General features: G+C 66.1%; 12 protein-coding genes. 1 reads left to right on the forward strand and 11 read right to left on the reverse strand.

What is annotated here, in order from left to right:
• Position 1: 1 nt before the first annotated feature.
• The 5 genes from ASD50_RS15515 to ASD50_RS15535 are packed head-to-tail and all read right to left on the reverse strand — an operon-like array spanning position 2 to position 4,503.
• The gene (locus ASD50_RS15515; RefSeq protein WP_056243000.1) at positions 2 to 1,318 is read right to left on the reverse strand and encodes a cobyrinate a,c-diamide synthase; all 1,317 of its coding nucleotides are present in this window, start codon (positions 1,316 to 1,318) and stop codon (positions 2 to 4) included.
• Positions 1,315 to 2,130: a uroporphyrinogen-III C-methyltransferase gene (cobA, locus tag ASD50_RS15520; RefSeq protein ID WP_056243002.1), complete on the reverse strand. Its 816-nt coding sequence runs from the start codon at positions 2,128 to 2,130 to the stop codon at positions 1,315 to 1,317. The genes ASD50_RS15515 and cobA overlap by 4 nt, the downstream gene beginning before the upstream one ends.
• Positions 2,127 to 2,891 carry a precorrin-4 C(11)-methyltransferase gene (gene cobM, locus ASD50_RS15525; RefSeq protein WP_056243004.1) on the reverse strand — a complete coding sequence of 255 codons (765 nt, stop codon included), beginning with the start codon at positions 2,889 to 2,891 and terminating at the stop codon, positions 2,127 to 2,129. The genes cobA and cobM overlap by 4 nt, the downstream gene beginning before the upstream one ends.
• Positions 2,888 to 3,274, reverse strand: a complete 387-nt coding sequence (locus ASD50_RS15530; protein ID WP_056243006.1) for a cobalamin biosynthesis protein — start codon at positions 3,272 to 3,274, stop codon at positions 2,888 to 2,890. Before ASD50_RS15530 ends, cobM begins: the two co-directional genes overlap by 4 nt.
• Positions 3,271 to 4,503: a bifunctional cobalt-precorrin-7 (C(5))-methyltransferase/cobalt-precorrin-6B (C(15))-methyltransferase gene (locus ASD50_RS15535; protein WP_056243008.1), complete on the reverse strand. Its 1,233-nt coding sequence runs from the start codon at positions 4,501 to 4,503 to the stop codon at positions 3,271 to 3,273. Before ASD50_RS15535 ends, ASD50_RS15530 begins: the two co-directional genes overlap by 4 nt.
• Position 4,504: 1 nt before the next feature.
• On the opposite strand from ASD50_RS15535, the gene ASD50_RS15540 reads away from it, so the two are divergent.
• Entirely contained in the window at positions 4,505 to 5,272 is a 768-nt protein-coding gene (locus ASD50_RS15540) for a cobalt-precorrin-6A reductase (RefSeq protein ID WP_056243745.1), read from the forward strand.
• On the opposite strand, the gene ASD50_RS15545 is transcribed toward ASD50_RS15540, so the two are convergent.
• Genes ASD50_RS15545 through cobW form a run of 6 tightly spaced genes read right to left on the reverse strand, consistent with a single transcriptional unit; the run spans position 5,239 to position 13,209 of the window.
• Positions 5,239 to 6,000, reverse strand: a complete 762-nt coding sequence (locus ASD50_RS15545; protein ID WP_056243010.1) for a precorrin-3B C(17)-methyltransferase — start codon at positions 5,998 to 6,000, stop codon at positions 5,239 to 5,241. The two genes, ASD50_RS15540 and ASD50_RS15545, sit on opposite strands and share 34 nt — an antisense overlap.
• Positions 5,997 to 6,761 carry a precorrin-2 C(20)-methyltransferase gene (locus tag ASD50_RS15550; protein WP_056243012.1) on the reverse strand — a complete coding sequence of 255 codons (765 nt, stop codon included), beginning with the start codon at positions 6,759 to 6,761 and terminating at the stop codon, positions 5,997 to 5,999. The genes ASD50_RS15545 and ASD50_RS15550 overlap by 4 nt, the downstream gene beginning before the upstream one ends.
• Positions 6,758 to 7,390, reverse strand: coding sequence for a precorrin-8X methylmutase (locus tag ASD50_RS15555; RefSeq protein WP_056243014.1), 633 nt, complete (start codon positions 7,388 to 7,390; stop codon positions 6,758 to 6,760). Before ASD50_RS15555 ends, ASD50_RS15550 begins: the two co-directional genes overlap by 4 nt.
• Before the next feature lie 2 nt (positions 7,391 to 7,392).
• The gene (gene cobG / locus ASD50_RS15560) at positions 7,393 to 8,739 is read right to left on the reverse strand and encodes a precorrin-3B synthase (RefSeq protein WP_056243016.1); all 1,347 of its coding nucleotides are present in this window, start codon (positions 8,737 to 8,739) and stop codon (positions 7,393 to 7,395) included.
• Positions 8,736 to 12,140, reverse strand: coding sequence for a cobaltochelatase subunit CobN (gene cobN / locus ASD50_RS15565; RefSeq protein WP_056243018.1), 3,405 nt, complete (start codon positions 12,138 to 12,140; stop codon positions 8,736 to 8,738). The genes cobG and cobN overlap by 4 nt, the downstream gene beginning before the upstream one ends.
• Before the next feature lie 31 nt (positions 12,141 to 12,171).
• Positions 12,172 to 13,209, reverse strand: coding sequence for a cobalamin biosynthesis protein CobW (gene cobW / locus ASD50_RS15570; RefSeq protein WP_056243021.1), 1,038 nt, complete (start codon positions 13,207 to 13,209; stop codon positions 12,172 to 12,174).
• Between the last annotated feature and the right edge of the window lies 1 nt (position 13,210).

Consider the following 13,210-nt stretch of genomic DNA (forward strand, 5'->3'; position numbering starts at 1 on the left):
GTCAGTCGCCCCGCGCGATGGCATGGAAGAAGGTGCCGCTGACGTGGCCGCGCCGACAGCCGGATGGTCCGAGCGGTGCGCCCTGGCCGTCAGCGAGATCGGCCAGTGGCTGGTCGTTGCCCGCGACGATGGTCTGCGCGTAGTGGAACTCATGGCCGCGTATGACTGTACCTGCCGAGCCGAGCGGGCAATCGCTCAAGAGGCGCGCCTGACGGTAGCCAAGATGCATCTTGCGCTTGGCGAAACTGGTGGCGTGGCCAAGCAGGCCAAGCATGCGGTGGGTGGTGCCGTCCGCATCCTCCAATGCTTCGCCCAGCACCATGAAGCCGCCGCACTCGCCATGCACGGGCTTCGTGCGCGCGAATGCGGCCATGCCGGCGCGGAAATTCGCCGCTGCTGCGAGCTTACCGGTGTGCAGTTCGGGGTAGCCGCCGGGCAGCCAGCAGACATCGCAGTTCGAATCTGGCGCTTCGTTAGCCAGCGGCGAGAACGGAACAATCTCCGCGCCTGCTGCTCGCCAGTGGTTTGCAACATGCGGATAGATGAAGGTGAATGCCTTGTCCTGCGCCACCGCGATACGTTGCCCGGGTGGTGGCAGGGCGGCCGCAAAATCGCCGCCGGACGGCATGAGCGGTTCGGCAAGGCGCATGACGGCATCGAGGTCGAGCGAGCGCTCGACCATATCGGCCATGCGGTCGATGAAGGCCATGAGGTCGTCATGCTCGCCGGCCTGCACGAGCCCGAGGTGGCGTTCGGGCATGGTGAGCGTCGGGTCGCGCTGAATGGCCCCGACCACAGGCAGGCCGAGCGATTCGACAGCCTCGGTGCAGAGCTTGCGGTGGCGTTCGCTGCCCAGGCGGTTAAGCACCACGCCGGCGATGCGCACGTCTGGCCGGTAGGTGGCGAAGCCCTTGGCGACGGCGGCAACCGTGGTCGACTGGCCGGAAACGTCGAGGACGAGAAGTGTAGGGATACCGTACAAGGCGGCGAGATCGGATGCAGCGCCGGAGCGACCGGGCGTTCCGGGAATGCCGTCGAACAAGCCCATGGCGCTTTCCAGCACCACGAAATCGGTGTCTGCGGCGGCGTTGCCGGCAAGCGCGTTGAGCAGGCCGGGCGCCATCGCCCAACTGTCGAGATTGACGCCCGAAAGGCCAGTGGCGGCCTCGTGGAAACCTGGGTCGATATAGTCGGGGCCGGACTTTGCGCCGCGCACGCGGATGCGGCGCCGGGCAAGCGCGCGCAATATGCCGATGGTGACGCTGGTCTTGCCCGAGCCGGAGCGCGGCGCGCCGATGATGATGGCGCGGGCGCTCAAGATGCGCCAGCCAGTTTGGTGCGCAGCGCAACGATGCCGCCGATGACGATGAGGGCTGGGGAGACGATGTTGTCGCGGTCAGCGGCTTCCACCAGGGTGCCAAGCGTGGCGACCACCGTGCGTTCCTGCGGCAAGGTGGCGTTTTCGATCAGGGCTGCCGGTGTCTCGGGAGATAGCCCGCCGGCATAGAGATCTGTGATGGTCGCCGCCATATGGGTCAGGCCCATATAGATGATGATCGGCTGGCCGGTGCGGGCAAGGGCTGACCAATCGGGACGATCGTCGGAAACGGCGGCGAAGCCGGTTGCCAGAATGATGGCACCGTTGACGCCGCGCATGGTGGCCGGAATGCCCGCCGAAGTGAGGCCGCCGAAGGCAGAGGTAACACCGGGCAAGACGCGATAAGGAATGCCGTTATCGACCAGCGCCTGCGCTTCCTCGCCGCCGCGCCCGAAGACGTAAGGGTGGCCGCCCTTCAGGCGCACGACCTTGCGGCCCTCGTGCGCGAGGCGCACGAGAAGCGCGTTGATGTCGCCTTGCGGAATGGACAGGCGACCGCCGCGCTTGCCGACAAAGAATTTTTCCGCTTGCGCTGCCATGACGATGATTTCGGGTGAGACCAATGCATCATGCACCAGCGCATCAGCCTGCCCGAGCGCGCTAACGACATCAAGTGTCAAAAGGCCGGGATCACCCGGGCCTGCACCGGCCAGCCAGACATGTCCGGGTTCGAGAGTGCGCAGATTGACGTCGAGACGGCTCAGTGCCTGTTCGACGGCGGCCCGAGGGCTGTCTTTGGCGTCGTTGTTCATAGTCCGTCCCGCCCACGGAAACGCCGCTGGTAGTAGGCGTCGTAAAGGGAGCTTTCGGTGAAATCGGTGGCCGCCAGCGAACGGCCGACGAAGATGATCGCGGTGCGCTCGATAGGATCTGCCTTCAATTGCTCTTCGATGGTGGTCAGCGTGCCGGTGACGATGCGCTCATCCGGCCATGAGGCGCGAAAGACGATGGCAACGGGGCAATCCGCGCCATAGAGCGGCGAAAGATCGGCCACGACGCGGTCGATGGCGTGGATGGCGAGATGGATGGCGAGCGTTGCGCCGGTGCGGCCAAAGCCGGCCAGCGTTTCACCTGGCGGCATCTTCGAGGCGCGGCCCGAGACACGGGTGAGCACCAGGCTTTGCGCGACTTCCGGGATGGTGAGTTCGCGGCCAAGCGAGGCAGCTGCGGCGGCGAAAGCCGGCACGCCGGGGGTGAGCGTATAAGGGATGCCATGCTTTTGCAGGCGGCGGATCTGTTCGGCGACGGCGCTCCATACCGAAAGATCGCCGGAGTGCAGGCGGGCGACGTCATGGCCTGCCTGATGGGCGGAGAGGCAGGCCGCTTCGATTTCGTCAAGCGACATGGGCGCGGTGTCGATGAGCTTGGTGCCGGGCGTGCAGTGGTCGAGCAGTTCGGGCGCGACGATGGAGCCTGCGTAGAGGCAGACGGGGCAAGAGCCGAGCAGCCTTGCGCCGCGCACGGTGATGAGGTCTGCGGCACCGGGGCCAGCACCGATGAAATGGACGGTCATATTGTGTCTCCGGCGACGGCGATGGCGCAAGTGACGGGGCCAAGCACGGTGCGGGGCCCGAGCAGGCGGGCACGGTGGCCGGCCGCGGCAAGTGCGGCCGTTTCGGACACTGACGGACTGCCCGTGGCCGCGAGCGAGCGACCGGAACGGGTGAGGCCACGCAGTGAGACGATTTGCAGGGCAGGGCCATCGACGAGGAAAACCGGCAGGCGCAACTCATGCCCGGCAGAGAAGATCGCATCTTCATGTGCTTTCAGCTTGGCGGTGGCCAAGCCGGAGAGCGAGGCCGACGAGAGACCGTGCGATTGCAAGGCAGCTTCGACAGCCGCCAGAATCTGCTTGGTGCTGACACCCTTCTTGCAGCCAATGCCTGCGACCATCATGGCTTCACCCAATTCCACTGGGTGATTGGCATAGCGGAGCGCCAGCCTTGCATTGAACCGATGGAGGCTGCGCGCGAGAGGGCGATGCGGGTCAGGTCGCCGCCCAGCGCGGCGTGGCGGGCGATGAGCAGCGCTTCCATTTCGAGTGTCACGGCATTGGCGACGAGCCGGCCGCCGGGGCGCAAGGCAGCAATTGCCGCGTCGAGCACACCGGCGTCGCTGCCACCACCGCCGATGAAGACGGCATCGGGCGTTTCGAGGCCAACTAGCGCTTGCGGGGCGGTGCCGTGAATGACGGCAAGGCCCGGCACGCCACAGGCAGCCGCGTTGCGGCCGATGCGGGCGGCGCGCTCCGCGTCGGTCTCGATGGCCACGGCGCGCAGCGACGGGTGAGCCAGCATCCATTCGATGCCGATGGAGCCGGAGCCGGCGCCGATGTCCCATAGCAGTTCGCCGCGCCGGGCGGCGAGGGCGGAAAGTGTCAGGGCGCGGACTTCGCGCTTGGTGATCTGGCCGTCATGCTCGAACAGGTCGTCGGCCATTCCGGCAGTCAAAGGCAGGATGCGTGCCTGCGGGGCCGTTTCAACTTCGATTGCCAGTACATTGAGCGGATTGATGTTTTCGATCTGGAGGGTATCGGCGCGAGTGTTGCAAATGGCTTCGTTCTCGCCGCCGAGCGCTTCCAGCACGGTAAATCGGCTCGGGCCAAAGCCGAGATCGGTGAGCAGGCCGGCAATGGCGGCCGGAGCAGCGTCATCCGAAGTCAAGGCAAGAATGCGCGTGCCGGGATGCAGCAAGGGGCGGATGAGGTCGAGCGGGCGGCCATGCAGCGAAACGGTCTCGATGTCCTGCAAGGTCCATCCGAGGCGGGAGGCGGCCAGCGAGAAGGCGGACGGCGCCGGGATAACGCGCATTTCAGCGATGGGGACCTTTCGGCCCAGTGTGACACCGACGCCGTGCAGGAACGGGTCACCCGAGGCGAGAACGCAGACGGCTCGACCGGCGAGCGCTGCAACTTCGGTCATGCCGGCGTCGAAGGGTGTGGGCCACTGACGGGCCTCTCCCCGGGTCAGGGGGCGGGCAAGTTCGAGGTGGCGCTTGCCGCCGAAAACAAACTCGGCATCGGCAATGGCGCGCTTGGCCTCGTCACCCAGACCCGCTACACCGTCTTCGCCGATGCCGACGACAGTGAGCCATTGGGAGGCAGGCGGCATTCGTTCAGCAGGCATGATGACCCACCATATCCTGATCCTTGGCGGCACCAGCGAGGCGCGGCAACTGGCCGGCAGGCTGGCAGCGCGCAGCGACGTCGCCGTCAGGCTGTCGCTGGCCGGGCGCACCGAAAATCCCGCTGCGCAGCCAGTGCCGACGCGCATCGGTGGCTTCGGCGGGGCCGAGGGGCTGGCCCGCTATTTGCACGAGCAGCATGTCGATCTTCTGATAGATGCCACGCATCCCTATGCGGCGCGCATTTCGGCCAATGCGGCAAAGGCGGCCGAAAGAACCGGCACGACGATGCTGGCGCTGCGCCGCCCCGGCTGGGAGCCGGTCGAGGGTGACAGATGGACCATGGTCGATACGGTGGCAGATGCGGTCGCCGCACTCGGGGCAAAGCCGCGTCGTGTGTTCCTCGCGCTTGGCCGGCAAGAGGTGGCGGCGTTCGAGTCTTGTCGACCGCACCATTATCTCATCCGCAGCGTCGATCCGGTCGAACCGCCGCTGAATGTGCCTGATGCGACTTATATTCTGGCGCGCGGGCCGTTCGCTGAAGCGGATGAGAGGACCCTGCTGCTCACGCATGGTATCGATGCGGTGGTGTCCAAGAACAGCGGGGGTGCTGCGACCTACGGCAAGATCGCGGCGGCGCGAAGCCTGGGCGTCGAGGTGGTGATGATCCGCCGGCCTGCGCTGCCGCAGGTGCCTTGCGGCGAAACCGTCGAGGAGCTTGTCCGGATGGTCGATCATCATCTCGGCCCCGTGGCGGAACGCGGCGTGTAAACCAGGGCCGGCCGCTCGCCGCGCTTGATGATGCGGGTTTCCGGCGAGCCGATGATGATGCAGGTCGCCATGTCGGCCATTTCGGGAACGGTATCGGCGAGCAGGCAGACGTTCATGCGCTCGTCCGGACGGCCGGCGGCGCGACCGAAGATGACGGGGGTGGTGCCGGGAAGCACCGCAGACAGGCATTCGAAGGCGCGGCCAAGTTGCCAGGGCCGTGCCTTGCTGATCGGGTTATAGAGCGCGATGACGAAGCCGGCACCCGCCGCCGCCAGCAGGCGAAGCTCGATCAGATCCCACGGTTTCAGATTGTCGGACAGCGAGATGGCGCAGAAGTCGTGACCAAGCGGGGCGCCGATGCGCGCGGCGACGGCGAGCATGGCGGTGACGCCGGGCACGATGGCAATGTCGATGTCACGCCATGCGGCAGGGCCGGCTTCGATGGCCTCGCAGACGGCGGCGGCCATGGCGAAGACGCCCGGATCGCCACCGGAAACGACGGCGACGCTGTGGCCGACCCTCGCTTTTTCCAGCGCTTCCGTTGCCCGCGCAAGTTCCTCGCGGTTGTCGGAGGCTACGCGCACCTGATCGTCCCTGAGTTCAAGGCGCTCGAGATAGGGCTTGTAGCCATAGAAGAATTCAGCCTCGGCGACGGCGCGGCTCGCCTCCGGCGTCACCTGGTCGGCATTGCCCGGCCCGAGGCCGATGACGGTGAGACGGCCGGTCACAGGATCGCTCCCGAAGCGAGTTCGCCCGGCCGGCCCGTCCAGCCGGCGACGAGGATGATGGTGAAATAGGGCGCCTTGTCGTCGGTCTTGTCGAGGAGGCGCATGGAAGCGCCGTTCGCCATGGTGCCGCGCTCGACATAGATAGCCTTTTCGAGCTTGCCGACTGCCGTCAGCGCTCGCCTGATCTTGGGCAAATTACGGCCAACTTTCATGATGACGGCGGCATCGGTGTCGCCAAGGCGGCGGGTGAGTTCGGCCTCGTTCATGGTGCCGGGAAGCACGGTCAGCACATCGTCGCCCTGCACGATTGGTTGGCTGGTGGCCGACCAGCAGCCGGACATGGCGGTGACGCCGGGGATGACCTCGGTCGGGAAACGATGCGCCAGCCTGACATGGAGGTGCATGTAGGAGCCGTAGAACAGTGGATCGCCTTCGGACAGCACGGCCACGGTGCGGCCGGCGGCGAGATGCTGGGCCACCTGCTCGGCCGACTGTTCGTAGAAGGCAAGGATCTGCGCCTTGTAATCCGGGTGATCCTTGTCGATCTCGGTGGTGACCGGATAGTGGAGCGGCAGTTCGATGACGCCGGGTTTCATATAGCTGTCGACGATGGCACGGGCATTGCCAGGGCTGTTGCGCTTGGCGAAGTGGGCCACCACATCGGCCTCGGCCAGCGCACGCACGGCCTTCAGCGTCATCAGTTCGGGGTCGCCGGGGCCGGTGCCGACGCCGATCAACCTGCCTTGCTCAGAATGTGTCACAGGCCGGGCCTCGCCAATGCGTTGAGGGCGGCGGCGGTCATGGCGCTGCCGCCGAGCCTGCCGCGCACGATGGCGAAGGGAACGCCGTAAGAGTTTTCCGCCAGCGCATCCTTCGATTCGGCAGCACCGACAAAGCCGACCGGCATGCCGATGATCGCCGCCGGCTTCGGCGCACCGTCGCGCAACTTTTCCAGCAGGTAGAAGAGGGCGGTTGGCGCATTGCCGATGGCGACGACGCTGCCTGCCATGCGCTCGTCCCACAGGTCGATGGCGGCGGCCGAGCGGGTGTTGCCGATTTCGGCGGCGCGGGCAGTGGTGCGTTGGTCGCGCAGCGTGCAGATCACTTCGTTGCCGGAGGGCAGGCGGACGCGGGTGACGCCGTGCGCGACCATTTCTGCATCGCAGAAGATCGGCGCGCCGGCCTGCAGTGCGGCGCGGGCGGCGGCGACGAAACCGGTCGAGAAGACGAAATTGCGGGCAGCCTCGACTTGACCGCAGGCATGGATCATGCGGATCGCAACATCGGCTTCGGCTTCGGTGAAGCGGGCAAGGTCCGCCTCGGCGCGGATGATGGCGAAGGAGCGCTCATAGATCGCGGTGCCGTCGCGGATATAGTCGTAGGCGGCCATGCTCAGTCCTGTCGGTAAGCGGTTTGGATGGGTGCCGCGCCAAGGCGAGCGAGGCAGGCGGCGGTGGTTTCGCCCGGCTGGCGCGAGGCTTGAACGAGGTTGGCGATGGCGGCAAGCCCGCGCGCGGCGTCATCGCATGATGTGTTGTCGGGCGAAAGCGCCTTTGCCGGTCCGTTCACGACAAGCCCGGTGCCGCCGTCGCGGCCCACGACTGTGAGAGCCGCGGCGCCGGGGTGGGCGCAACCTTTGGCGCAACCGGAGATGTGGAGTGTGCAGGAACCGTCGAAGAAGCCGGGCACGGTCGCGGCGACCTGTTCGGCGATGGCGCGGGTTTCGATGTTGCCGGACGCACAGGCTGGTGTGCCGGGGCAAGCTGCGATGTGCAGGCGAGGATCGGTGGGGTCTGTGATGAAGCCGAGCGCAGCGGCCGTGTCTTGCAGACGATGGCAGGCGTCTTCGCTCAAGCCGAGGAATAGTAACGAGCGTGCAGGGGCCGGGCGTATGTCGGCGGTGCCCTCGTCAAGGGCAGCGCGAGACAATTCGATGAGCTTCCCTGCCGGCATTGCGCCGAAGGGCAGGGCGATGCCGAGCGCGAGGGTGGCGTTGGCGAGGAGAATTATGCCGAAAGGAAAATGCTTTGAGATACCTCCCTCTGTCCTGCCGGACATCTTCCCCTCAAGGGGCGAGATCAGGCCAACAGGGAGGATTTCGTCAGCGGCGCGCAAATCCCGCGCGCGGGCTTCCTTCCCAAGTGCGGCGATCGCTTGCAGGATGGCGATCGCCGCATCGCAGACGGAGTTTTCGGAAATGATGCCCTGCTGGACGGCGGTCGCCGCGTCGCCACCGGTTGCCAGTAACCAGACCGTTTCGTTGCCGCGCTTTTGCGCCACCAGCCGCACGTCGGCGATGATGGTATCCATGGTGAGGTGGCCACCGCCATCAACCACCACGGAAACCTTGGGGCCAAGCCGTTTGGCGAGGCCGGCGGAGGCGATGGCGGCGCGGATTGCGTCGGCCAGTGGGCGCGGATCGGCAATTTCGGATGGATCGAGGCCGGCCAGCGGCCCGGTTTCGACCGGCACGCCGGTGCGTACCGCGATGCCCAGTTGCTCCACCTCGCCAGCGAGTTGGCGGGCTGAGAATGGTGTCAGGCCACGAATTTGCAGACTGCCGCGCGCGGTTACTTCAACGATGCCGTTGCCTTGGCGCAGCGCGGATTCGCAGAGTCCGATCAAGGTGTTGGGCGAAAGTCCTCCAGCAATCGGATTGAGCCGGGCAAGCAAACCGTCACCGGTTTGCATCGGTGTTGAAAGGGTCGGGCAGGCGCCGCGTCGGGACATGGCGTTCATGCCGCGACCCCTTGTTGCGCTTCGGCGATGAGGGTGGCGAGGTCGTCATCAATCGAGTTGCGCAGCGGGTGCCAGAGCCCCCGTCGGCGCGCCGACAGGAAGCGCTCGGCAATCACTTTCGCGGCGGCCGGGTTCTCGCGCAACAGGAAGGCGCGCACGGCGGGATCGCCGAGATAGGCGTCGTGCACGACTTCGATCAGATTGCCGGGGATGGCATGGGTGGTCTCGGCAAAACCGACGAGGCGATCGACGGTTTCGGCGAATTCCGAGGCGCCGCGCGGGCCGTGCCGCATCTGGCCGGCGATGAAGCGCGGATTGACGGCACGCGCCCGCACCACGCGACCGACGGCTTGTGCGACCGAGCGCGGCTTCGGCTTTTGCGGATCGGTGGTGTCGAGCACGACGACATCGGCATTGCCGCCAAGCGCCGCCAAGGCGGCGGAAAAGCCGCCGATGAAGGCGACATCGGCGGAGCCTTCGAGGATGTCGCGGCCCGGATCGTCACCGGTGTGGACGAGCAGGTCGGCATCGGCAAGGCGGCCAGCAAACGCGCCGGGTGCCGAAACACCTTCGCCTTCAGCTCCACCATAGGCATGCGAGGCGGCGTCGAGGTAGGCGCGGCCAAGGTCTTCGCGCGCCTGCCAGTCTCCGCTTGAAAGCAGGTCCTCCAAGCCCGCGCCATAGGTTCCGGGCGAAGAGCCGAAGATGCGGGGGGTGACCTTGCCATCGGCGCGCGTGCGGGCGGCGAGTGGATTTTCGGAGTCGTCCTCGTCGCGCGTGGCGACCGCGGTGGCGGCGGCGTCGACCAGCGCGATCTGGGTCGGGAACATGTCGCGGAACAGGCCGGAAATGCGCCAGGTGACATCGATGCGCGGGCGGCCAAGCAGGGCGGGTGGCAGCACCTCGATGCCGGTGACGCGGCCGGTGGCGGCGTCCCATTGCGGGCGGCAGCCCATAACGGCGAGGCCCTGGGCGATCTCCTCGCCGCCGGTGCGCAGCGATGCCGAACCCCAGAGGTCGATGACCAGCGAGCGGGGCCAGTCGCCATGAGTCTGGAGGTAGCTTGTCACCACCTCGTCGCTGGCTGCCTTGCCGAGGTCGAAGGCGGTGGGGGTCGGCATGGTGCGCGGGTCGGCGGTGAACAGATTGCGCCCGGTGGGCAATACGTCGATACGGCCACGCGCCGGCGCGCCGGAGGGGCCGGCGGTGACATGGCGGCCGTCGAGCGCGGCAAGGAGAGCGGATTGCTCGGTAGCGGCGCTTTGCAGGCGCAGCGGGTCCGTCTCGCCTTCCGCGGCGCGGCCATAGATGTGCAGGCCGTCCTTGATGGCGAAGTCCTTGAGATCGCACAGCCAGGCATCGATCCGGCGCAAAGCCTCGTCGGGTGCATCTGTGTTGGCGATGCCTGCTTCCGTCGCAAGCCCGGTCTGGGCCGCTGTTTCCACGATGAGTTTGGCGAGGCGGTCGCGACGGCGGCGGTCCAGCCCGTCTGCCTGCGCGTATTCATCGACCAGCCGCTCAAGCCTTTGCTGATTTTCATCGAGGCTTGCTTCGGTGAGGGGTGGGGGCAGGTGGCCGAGCGTGATAGCGGCAATGCGCCGCTTGGCCTGGGCGGCCTCACCTGGATTGGAGACGATGAAGGGGTAGACGACCGGCAGCGAGCCGGTGACGATCTCGGGGAAGCAGGATTCGCTAAGTGCTACCGTCTTGCCCGGTAGCCATTCCAGTGTGCCGTGGGCACCGACATGGACGATGGCGTGGGCACCGATCGACTTTTGCAACCACAGGCCGAAAGCGATCAGGGCGTGGCGCGGCGGCAGTGTCGGATCGTGGTAGTCGGCGCGGCGGTCGGCAGAGCGGCCCCGGTCGGGGGCGAGCGCCACAGTGATGTTGCCGAAGGTGGCTGCCCGGAATGGGAAGCCCAGAGGTGCTTCTGCTGCGGGTGCGGGGCCGCGCTCTACGTTGCCCCCCTCTGTCCTGCCGGACATCTCGGGGGAGATCACGCTTGCGGCACCCCATGCCTTTTCCACCGCCTCGCGCGCCTCGGCAGGCAGGCCGGCGAAGTGGCGGCGGTAGTCGTCGAGGCTCACCTCCAGTGAGCCGGACTCCAGCATGCCCAGCAACTCACGCGGCGATTGCGGAATCTTGTCAATAGTATAGCCGGCTTGCTTGAGGTCATGCAGCATGGCGAGGATGCTTGCCGGCACGTCGAGACCGACGGCGTAACCGGTGCGTCCCGGTGCGCTTGGATAGTCCGGGATCAGGATAGCGATGCGACGCTCGGCGGGCGGCGTTTTCTTCAATCGAATGAAGTTGGCGATGCGCCGGGCGACTTGCGCAATGCGGTCCGGTTCGGGTTGATTGGCATGGGCGCGGAAACCCAATGCCGGATCGACCTTGCTTTCGGCCTTGAAGGAAATCGCGCCGGCAAGGATGCGGCCGTCGAGTTCGGGCAGCACGACGTGCATGGCGAGATCCGCCGGCGCCAGCCCGCGCTGGTTGTTTTCCCACGCGTCGCGGCGGGTCGTGGCGACGATAACCTGGAAGACCGGTACACCGGCGCGGTCGAACGGCGTTTCGGTTCCGGGTTCGGCACCTGAGGCGAATGCCGTGGCTGTGACGATGGCGGCGGGTGGGATCTCGGCAAAGGCCGCTTCCACGAAGGCAAGCGAACCGGGGTCTTTCAGGCTGGAGACGAAAATGGGTAGGGCTGAGATGCCATTTTGTCTCAGTTCCGCCGTTAGTGCGTCGATGGGCGTGACATCCGATGCCAAAAGCATGGAACGGTAGAACAGGATGGGGATGACGGGTGCCGTCTGGTCTCCCAGGTGGGGCGAGGTGAGTACACCAACGCCCGGCTCGTAGTAGCCGGCCTTGGGAACTTCGACAGGGGCAGCGAGCTGCGCCTCACGGCCAGCAAGTTTGGCGAGCCGGTGCACCAATGCATTCATGTTGGCGGGACCGCCCTGGCGGAAATAGTCGAGTAGATGGGCCAGTTCTTCGCGGTGCAGGGTCGAAGCTTCGATCAGGCGCAAATCCTCGTCACGGCATTCGCCGGGCAGGAGAGCAAGCTTGATGCCCTTGGCATGTGCGGTTGCCGAGAGCTGGTCGCAGCCATAGCGCCACCAGTCGTAACCGCCGAGGATGCGCACCAGTATCACCTTGGCGTGCTGCGCTACGCTGTCGATCCAAAGATCGACCGACATCGGGTGGCGAAGGTCACGCAACGCGGCAAGGCGCATGGAAGGCAAATGCCCCGCGTCGGCCTTCCATGCGGACGCAAGGCCCGCAAGGTCACTGTCCGTGAAGGACAGGGCAACCACATCCGCCGGCTTCTGCCGCAGATCGACAGGCTCGGCGATCTCGTCGAGCGAGGCGGAAGTGGTGGTCAGGATATGCATGGCGGCATCCCGACGGCGGGCGTTTTCATGGTTATCCTATCAGGATCTTTTCGATGGCCGGGCGATCAAGGCCCTTCAGGCCGATGACGACGAGTCGTGAGCGGCGGTCGTCGGAGGCTGTCCAGGCGCGGTCGTAGTAGTGGTTGACGCGCGGGCCGACGGCCTGGACCAGGAGCCGCATCGGCTTGCCGCTGACATCGATGAAGCCCTTTACACGGAGAACATTTTCTTCTTCCGCTGCGGTCGCTACGCGTCGGGCGAGATCTTCAGGATCTGAGATGGAGGGGACGTCGACGATGAAGGTGTCGAAGTCGTCGTGTTCGTGGTCGCCCATGCCGTCATGATGCGACTTGCGGTTCTCGATATCCTCTTCGACGGCGAGGCCAAGGCCCAAAAGAACGGACGGATCGACCTTGCCGTGAACGGACGGCACGACTTTTACGGCCGGCGTGATGTGTTCGTTGATGATGGCGTTGGCGCGGGCGGAGCCGGCAGCGTCCATCAAGTCGCCCTTCGACAGGATGATGAGATCGGCGCAGGCAACCTGATCCTCGAAAACCTCTTCGACGGGGTCGTCGTGGTCGAGGGAGTCGTCGTTGGCACGCTGGGCTGCCAATGCTTCCATATCCGAGGCGACCTGGCCGGCGGCAAGGGCGGGGCCATCGACCACGGCGATGACGCCGTCGACGGTGACCCTGTTCTTGACCGTTGGCCACTGGAAGGCCTGCACAAGCGGCTTCGGCAAGGCAAGGCCAGACGTTTCGATCAGGATATGATCGACCTTGGGCGTGCGCGACAGGATCTGGTCCAGTGCCGGCACGAAGTCGTCGGCAACGGTGCAGCAGATGCAGCCGTTGGCCAGTTCGACGATGTTTTCCTCCGGGCAGGTATCGATGCCGCAACCCTTGAGGATTTCGCCATCGACGCCGATGTCGCCGAACTCGTTGACGATGAGGGCGAGGCGCTTGCCCTTGGCTTGTTCCAGCAGGTGGCGGATCAGCGTGGTCTTGCCGGCGCCGAGGAAGCCGGTGACGACGGTGCAGGGAACACGCGTGGCTGTGGCGGTCATG

The organism is Mesorhizobium sp. Root552, from assembly GCF_001427285.1.
Classification (GTDB): domain Bacteria; phylum Pseudomonadota; class Alphaproteobacteria; order Rhizobiales; family Rhizobiaceae; genus Mesorhizobium.